The sequence below is a fragment of the Streptomyces sp. NPDC002640 genome, assembly GCF_053592575.1.
On the sequence record NZ_JBSFVZ010000050.1, the window covers coordinates 1 to 6,623 of the forward strand.

2 protein-coding genes are annotated in these 6,623 nt (G+C 72.6%); both read right to left on the reverse strand.

All coding sequences use genetic code 11. The features are described 5' to 3' along the window. The coding region (locus tag ACWD3O_RS33850) for a type I polyketide synthase (protein ID WP_451418541.1) at positions 1–1,967 on the reverse strand (1,967 nt) is incomplete at its 3' end. A gap of 43 nt (positions 1,968–2,010) precedes the next feature. Continuing rightward, positions 2,011–6,623 (reverse strand): SDR family NAD(P)-dependent oxidoreductase (locus ACWD3O_RS33855; RefSeq protein ID WP_451418542.1); only part of this gene is annotated, 4,613 nt, incomplete at its 5' end.

Genomic DNA, 6,623 nt, shown 5'->3' on the forward strand with positions numbered 1-6,623 from the left:
CGGAACAACGCCACCTCGAACGCGAACAACCCCGGCTGCGTGAACCCCGTCTCATGCACCCGCTCACCACCCAGCGCCTCGGCCAGCGGCACCTCAAGCAAACCCTCGAAAGCCCGGACGACCTCGTCGAACGCCTCCGCGAACACCGGGAACGACGCATACAAACCACGCCCCATCCCCACCCGCTGAGACCCCTGACCCGTGAACAGGAACGCCAACCGCCCACCAGCCGAGGGACGAGCGATGGCGGAATCCAGGGCGACGCATTCGCTGCTGCCGTCGTGCGCGAGCGCAGCCAGAGCGTCGAGTCCGGCCTCGCGGGAGGGCGCCGCGACGACCGCCCGGTGCCTCAGCCGGCTGCGAGTCGTGGCCAAGGAGAGTCCCGCGTCCGTCGGACTCACGTCCGGGGCACCGATGAGGAATTGCCGCAGCCGGTCTCCCTGCTCACGGAGTGCGGCCATGTTTTTCGCCGAGAGGGACCACAGGACGGGTCCCGTCGAGTGTTCCTGTGGGGAGGCCGGGACCGCCGGTTCGGGGGCCTGTTCCAGGATCACGTGGGCGTTGGTGCCACTGATGCCGAACGAGGACACCGCGGCGCGGCGCGGGCGGTCGAGCTCGGGCCACTCCCGCTGCTCGGTCAGCAGTTCCACCGCCCCCGCCGACCAGTCCACGTGCGGCGACGGCTCGTCCACGTGCAGCGTCTTCGGCAGCACACCCCGCTGCAGCGCGCCCACCATCTTGATCACACCGCCCACACCCGCGGCCGCCTGGGCGTGACCGATGTTGGACTTCAGCGAACCCAGCCACAGAGGCCGGCCCTCCGGCCGGTCCTGCCCGTAGGTCGCCAGCAGCGCCTGCGCCTCGATCGGGTCACCCAACCGCGTACCGGTCCCGTGCGCCTCGACCACATCCACGTCCGCAGGCACGAGCCGCGCGTTCGCCAGCGCCTGCCGGATCACCCGCTCCTGCGACGGACCGTTCGGCGCCGTCAACCCGTTGCTCGCACCGTCCTGGTTGACCGCACTCCCCCGCAACACAGCCAGCACCCGATGCCCGTTGCGCTCCGCGTCCGACAACCGCTCCAGCAGGAGGAGACCCACGCCTTCGGCCCAGCCCGTGCCGTCCGCGTCCGCCGAGAACGCCTTGCACCGGCCGTCGGCGGACAGACCCCGCTGCCGGCTGAACTCGAGCAGCAGCATGGGTGAGGCGAGGACGGCCACGCCACCGGCGAGGGCGAGCGAGCACTCGTCGTTGCGCAGGGCCTGGGCCGCGAGGTGCAGGGCGACGAGCGACGACGAGCACGCCGTGTCCACCGTCACCGCCGGGCCCTCCAGTCCGAAGACGTAGGAGAGGCGCCCGGAGGCGATGCTCATGGCGTTGCCGGTCATGAAGTGGCCTTCGTAACCGGGGGGTGCCTGCTGCGCGCCGGGCGCGTAGTCCTGGGCGACGGCTCCGGCGAAGACGCCGGTGCGGCTGCCGCGCAGGCTGGCCGGATCGATACCGGCCCGTTCGAACGTCTCCCACGCCGTCTCCAGCAGCAGCCGCTGCTGCGGGTCGGTCGTCAGGGCCTCGCGCGGGGACATCCCGAAGAACTCGGCGTCGAACTCGCCCGCCGTCTGCAGGAATCCGCCGTGCCGGGTGTAGGTCGTGCCCTCCCGGTCGGGATCGGCGTCGTAGAGGCTCTCCAGGTTCCAGCCGCGGTTCCTCGGGAGCTCCCCGACGGCGTCGGTGCCGGAGGTGACCAGCTCCCACAGGTCCTCCGGCGACTCCACCCCACCCGGGAAGCGGCACGCCGTCCCGATGATCGCGATCGGCTCGTGGGGGCGGGCCTCCAGTTCCTCGATGCGGGCTCGGGCCTTCTGCAGGTCGGCCGTGACCCACTTGAGGTAGTCGAGCAGCTTTTCCTCCTTGGAGGCACCGGCGGAGGCCGGAGCGCTCGTGGGAGGGGAGCCGTTGGTGTTCGTCATGCGTACCGACCTCCATGGACGGTTCGGTGCTGCGAGGCGCGGATCAGTGGTTCGAGGTCCGGCCGAGTTCCTTGTCGATGAAGTCGAAGATCTCGTCGCTGGTCGCCGAGGCGATCCGGCTCGTGTCGTCCTGCTGAGCGGCGGAGCCGGTGCGCTGCTGGTTCCAGGTCGTCAACAGGTTCTGCATGCGTGCGGCGACGGTCGCGTGCAGGTCGTCGTCCGTACCGGTCCGGCCGCCAAGGGACGCCAAGGCGGCCTCCAGGCGGTCGAGTTCGGCGAGCAGCGCGGTGTGTCCGGTGGTGTCCTCGGCTTCCGGCTCCTCAGGGGCCAGCAGGGAGTGCAGCTGTTCGGCGAGCGCGGCCGGGGTCGGGTGGTCGAAGACGAGGGTCGCGGGCAGGCGCAGCCCGGTCGCCGTGTTGACCCGGTTGCGCAGTTCCACGGCCGTCAGCGAGTCGAAGCCGCTTTCCCGGAAGGACCGGTCGAGGTCCAGCGCGTCCGGCGAGGAGTGGCCGAGCACCGCGGCGACCTGGTCCCGTACGAGGCCGAGCAGCAGACGCCGTCGTTCGTCGGCGGGGAGACCGGACAGCCGCTCGCGCAGTGATGTCCGGTCCGCTCGGGCTCCTCCGGCGGCGGCGCGGCGGACCGGCTTGCGCACGAGCCTCCGGAACAGCGTGGGTAGGTCCTGCACGTCGGCGAGGGCACTCAGGACGGCGAGGTCGAGGGGGGCAGGAACCAGCGCGGGCCGCTCGGCGGCGCGCGCGGCGTCGTACAGGGAGAGGCCCCGTGCCGACTCGATCGTGACGAGGCCGCCGCGCCGGATGCGGGCGAGGTCGGCGTCGTCGAGCTGCCCCGTCATGCCGCCCGCCTGGTGCCACAGGCCCCAGGCGAGTGAGGTGGCGGGCAGGCCCTGGGCATGGCGGTGGGCGGCCAGCGCGTCCAGTGAGGCGTTGGCGGCTGCGTAGTTGGCCTGTCCGGCGCCTCCGAGCGTCGCGGACACGGAGGAGAACAGGATGAACTCGGCGAGGTCGTCGCCGCGTTCGCGGGTGAGCTGGTGAAGGATCCACGCCGCGTCGGCCTTGGGGCGCAGGACCGAGTCGAGGCGTTCCGGCGTCAGCGACTCGACCGTGCCGTCGTCGAGGACGCCCGCGGTGTGGACCACCGAGGTCAGAGGATGGTCCTGGGGGATCTTTTCGAGCAGGGCGCGGATGGCGTCGGCGTCGGTGATGTCGCAGGCGGCGACGGAGATGGTGGCGCCCAGTGCCTCCAGTTCGTGCCGCAGATCCGCCGCGCCCGGCGCGTCGGGACCACGCCGGCTGGCGAGGAGCAGACGGCGGGCGCCGTGCTCGGTCACCAGGTGGCGGGCGACGAGGGCTCCGAGGGAACCCGTGCCCCCGGTCACCAGGATGGTGCCGTCGGGGTCGGGAGCCGTCGGGACGGTCAGCGCGATCTTGCCGACGTGGCGTGCCTGGCTGAAGAACCGGAACGCCTCGGGGGCCTGCCGCACGTCCCAGACGGTGACGGGCGGAGGCGTGATGATTCCTCGGGCGAAGAGATCCATCAAGTCGGTGAGCATCCGCTGGATGCGGTCCGCTCCGGCGTCCGCGTGCAGATCGAAAGCCGTGTACCGCACGCCCGGGTGGTCGTCCGCCACGGCCTGCGGGTCACGGATGTCGGTCTTGCCCATCTCCAGGAAGCGGCCGCCGCGCGGCAGCAGTCGCAGTGAGGCGTCGACGAATTCGTGGGCCAGCGAATCGAGCACCACGTCCATGCCCGCGCCGTCCGTGGCGCCCATGAAGGCCCGCTCGAAGTCCAGGGTGCGGGAGGAGGCGATGTGCGCGTGGTCCAGGCCGAGGCCGCGCAGGGTGTCCCACTTGCCGGGGCTCGCCGTGCCGAAGACCTCCAGGCCCCAGTGACGGGCCAGCTGCACGGCCGCCGTGCCGACGCCGCCGGCCGCCGCGTGCACGAGCAGCCGCTGGCCCGGGCGGACCTCGGCCAAATCGCGCAGCCCGTAGTAGGCGGTGAGGAACACGACGGGGACGACCGCCGCCTGCGCGTAGGTCCAGCCTGCCGGGACCGGCGCCGCCAGGCGGTGATCGGTGACGGCGACGGGGCCCGCGCCACCGGGGAAGAGGCCCAGGACGCGGTCGCCGGGGGCGAACCCGGTGACGCCGGGCCCGACCTCGGTGACCACACCCGCGGCCTCGCTGCCGATGAGCGCGTCCCCCGGGTAGACGCCCAGAGCGATGAGCACGTCGCGGAAGTTGAGGCCCGCGGCACGGACCGCGATACGGATCTGCCCCGCCTCGAGCGTTCCGGTCGCCTCGGGGCACGGCACCAGGGCGAGATGATCGAGGGTTCCCTTGGCCGTGACGTCCAGACGCCATGCGCCGGTGCCGGACGGCGGAACGAGTACCTGGTCGGAGGCGCCCGCCCCCGCCCGCACCAGCCCAGGCGCGTACAGCGTGCCCTCGCGCACGGCCAGTTCGGTGTCTGTCACCCCGGCGGAGATCGCCGCGACCGCGGCAGGCAGCGCACGCAGCGACTCCTCACGCCCGTCGACGTCCACCACGGCGATCCTGCCGGGGTGCTCGGAAGCGGCCGAGCGCAGCAGCCCGTGCAGCGCAGCCCCCGCGAGCCCGTCGATCCGCTCGCCCGGGCGGGCCACGACGACGCCCTCGGTCACCACGACCAGGCGGGCCGCTGCGAGGGTGTCCGCCTCCAGCCACCGCTGGACGAGGTCCAGGCCGGCCGCGGTGAGCGCGCGGATCTCGCCGGGGGCGTCCGCCGCCTCTCGGACGGCTTCCCCGTCGCCGCCGAGGAAGACGAGCACGGCGTCGGGAGTGCGGGGGGCACCCGCTGCGAGGAGGGCGGCCAGGTCGGCGTACACGGGGGTCCCTTCCGCCGCGAGGCCGTACGGGTCCGCGCCCACGATCACCCGCGTGACCTCGTCGCCCCGCGAGCCGCCGGCCGCCGCCACGGGCGTCCAGTCGACCGCGAACAGTCCGTCCACGGCGGGGGTACGCGCGGCGGTCAGCTGTTCCACCGCGATGGGCCGCAGGGTCAGTGAGCCGATGGCGGCCACTGGTGCGCCCGTGGCGTCGGCGAGCCGCATGGTCACCTGGTCGGGGCCCGCGGACGCGAGGTGGACCCGCAGCGTGGAGGCTCCCGTCGCGTACAGCTCCACGTCGTTCCAGCTGAACGGCAGCCGCGCTCCCCCGTCGAGGAACTCCCCGAAGCCCATGGAGTGCAGTGCGGCGTCCAACAGCGCCGGGTGCAGACCGAACCGTCCGGGCGCCGCCGAGTCCCCGACACGCCTGACTCCTTGCTCCGGCATGCTCACCTCGGCGAACACGTCGTCACCGCGCCGCCAGGCGGCGGTCAGTCCTTGGAAGACGGGACCGTATTGGTAGCCCTCGTCGGCGAGACGGCCGTAGAGACCCGCCAGTTCCTCCGGGTCCACCGGCTCGGCCCCCTCCGGCGGCCACACCTCCCATGCCGCGGCCGTCCGGGCGGTCTCCGCAGAGTCCGGTACGACGGTCCCCGTGGCGTGACGGACCCAGGCCCGCTCGTCAAGAAGGTCGTCCACCGCCCCTCCGCCTTCGATGCGGGTATGGACAGCCACGGACCGGCCACCGGACGCGTCGGCGGCGTCGACCGTGATCCTCAGCTGCACGGCTTCGCCGGCCGGGATGTGCAGGGGCGCTTCGAGGGTCAATTCCTCGACACGCTCGCAGCACGCATGCCGCGCGGCGTGCAGGGCGAGTTCCACGAACGCCGCGCCGGGCAGGATGACCGTCCCCGCGACCGCGTGGTCGGCGAGCCAGGGGTGGCTGTGCAGGGACAGCCGTCCGGTGAACACGAGACCGCCGGTGTCGGGCAGTTCGACAGCCGCGCCGAGAAGCGGATGCCCGGCGTCACCCAGCCCGGCGGAGGCCACGTCTGTCACCTGGCCGGTGCCGTCGAGCCAGTAGCGCTCGCGCTGGAAGGGGTAGGTGGGCAGGTCGACGATCCGGGCGTCCGGGCCGTGGACCGCCTGCCAGTCGATGGCGGTGTCGGTGGTGACGAAGAGTCCCCCGACGGCGTGGAGGACGGCCACGTCCTCCGCACGGTCCTTGCGGACGGACGGCACGCAGACGGCGTCGTCGCCCAGGGCGGTCCGGGTGAGCGCGGTCAGCGTCGCGTCCGGACCGATCTCGACGAAACGCGACACCCCAAGACCCTGCAGGGCCCGCACGGCATCGTGGAAACGGACCGCCCGACGCGCATGCGACACCCAGTAGTCCGGCGACGACAACTCTTCGACCGAAGCGACCTCACCGGTCAGCGTCGACACCAACGTGATCACCGGCGTGCGGAAGGTGACTCCCTCGGCGACCGTGCGGAACTCGGCCAGCATCGGCTCCATCAACGGCGAATGAAACGCATGACTCACCACCAACCCACGCGTCCGCACACCCTGTCCGGTCAGTTGCGACGCCACCTGCGCGACCGCGTCCGCAGCGCCGGAGACCACCACGGAGGCCGGGCCGTTGACCGCGGCCAGCGACACCCGCTCCTCAACACCTTCCAGCAGCGGCCCCACCACGTCCTCACCGGCCTGCACCGCCAGCATCGCGCCGCCAGGCGGCAACGCCTGCATCAGCCGGCCACGCGCCG